Consider the following 1,205-nt stretch of genomic DNA (forward strand, 5'->3'; position numbering starts at 1 on the left):
GGTCGGGAGCGCGGAGGCCGCCCGCGAGGTCTCCGGGGCGATGCTGGCGCGGCTGCCGGACGCGGCCGGGGTGCTCGTCGAGGAGCAGTCGCCACCCGGCGTCGAGGTGATCATCGGGGCGGTGCGGGATCCGGCGTTCGGGCCCGTGCTGCTGGTCGGGCTCGGCGGGATCTGGACCGAGGTGCTGCACGACACCGCGCTGCGGCTGCTGCCGATCACCGAGGACGACGCCTACGCGATGCTCGCCGAACTCCGCGGCCAGGCCCTGCTGGACGGGTTCCGCGGCCGGCCGGGCGTCGACCGGGCCGCGCTCGTCAAGACGATGCTGGCCGTCGGCGACGCGCTCGCCACCCGGGAGTTCGCCGAGTTCGAACTGAACCCGGTGATCTGCTCGCCCGCAGGGGCTGTCGCGGTGGACGCGCGGCTGGTCGAGGGGACGCACCGCGCCGGTCACGTCCCCTCGTCCACAGAGAGGACGCGCCAGGAGGCTAACCCGAAGGGGACATTCGACTCACTGTTCGCGCCGAGGGCGATCGCGGTCGTCGGCGCGTCCACCAAACGCCCCAACTTCGGCAACATGTTCCTCGGCTTCTACCGGCAGGCCTTCCCGGGACCGCTGTTCGCCGTCCACCCGGCCGCCACCGAGATCGACGGGGTGCCCTGCGTCCCGTCGCTGGCCGCCGCCGACATCGACTACGCGCTGGTCGCGGTGCCCGCCGGGCAGTGCGCCGACGTCCTCGCCCAGGCCGCGGGGATCCCGTTCGTCCAGGTGATGAGCGGCGGTTTCCGGGAGACCGGCGACGACGCCGCCGAAGCCGCGCTGAAGGCCGCGATCCCGGCCGGGACCCGGCTGCTCGGCCCCAACTGCCTGGGCGTCTACTCCCCCGCCGGCGGCCAGACCTTCCTCGGCGGCAGGCCGGGCGGTGCCGGGCGGATCAGTGTGGTGTCGCAGTCCGGCGGACTCGCCGGCGAGATCATCAAGGTCGGTGAGGCGCGCGGGCTCGCCTACGCACGGGTCGCGACCGTCGGCAACAGCCTCGACGTGACCCCCGCCGAACTGGTCGCCGCGTTCGCCGCCGACGACGGCACCTCCGCGATCGGCCTCTACCTGGAGGACCCGCGCGACGGGCGCGCCCTCTACGACGCGCTGCGCCGCTCCCCGAAACCGGCCGTCGCGCTGATCGGCGGGCGCAGCGCCCAGGGGC

Annotated in this window: 1 protein-coding gene; it reads left to right on the forward strand. The window is 74.6% G+C overall.

Annotation, left to right across the window (positions count from 1 at the left end; translation table 11 throughout):
- Positions 1-1,205: acetate--CoA ligase family protein (locus tag ACYVE7_RS34280; RefSeq protein ID WP_460370767.1), on the forward strand; the 1,205-nt coding region annotated here is incomplete at both ends.

The organism is Actinocorallia lasiicapitis, from assembly GCF_054778695.1.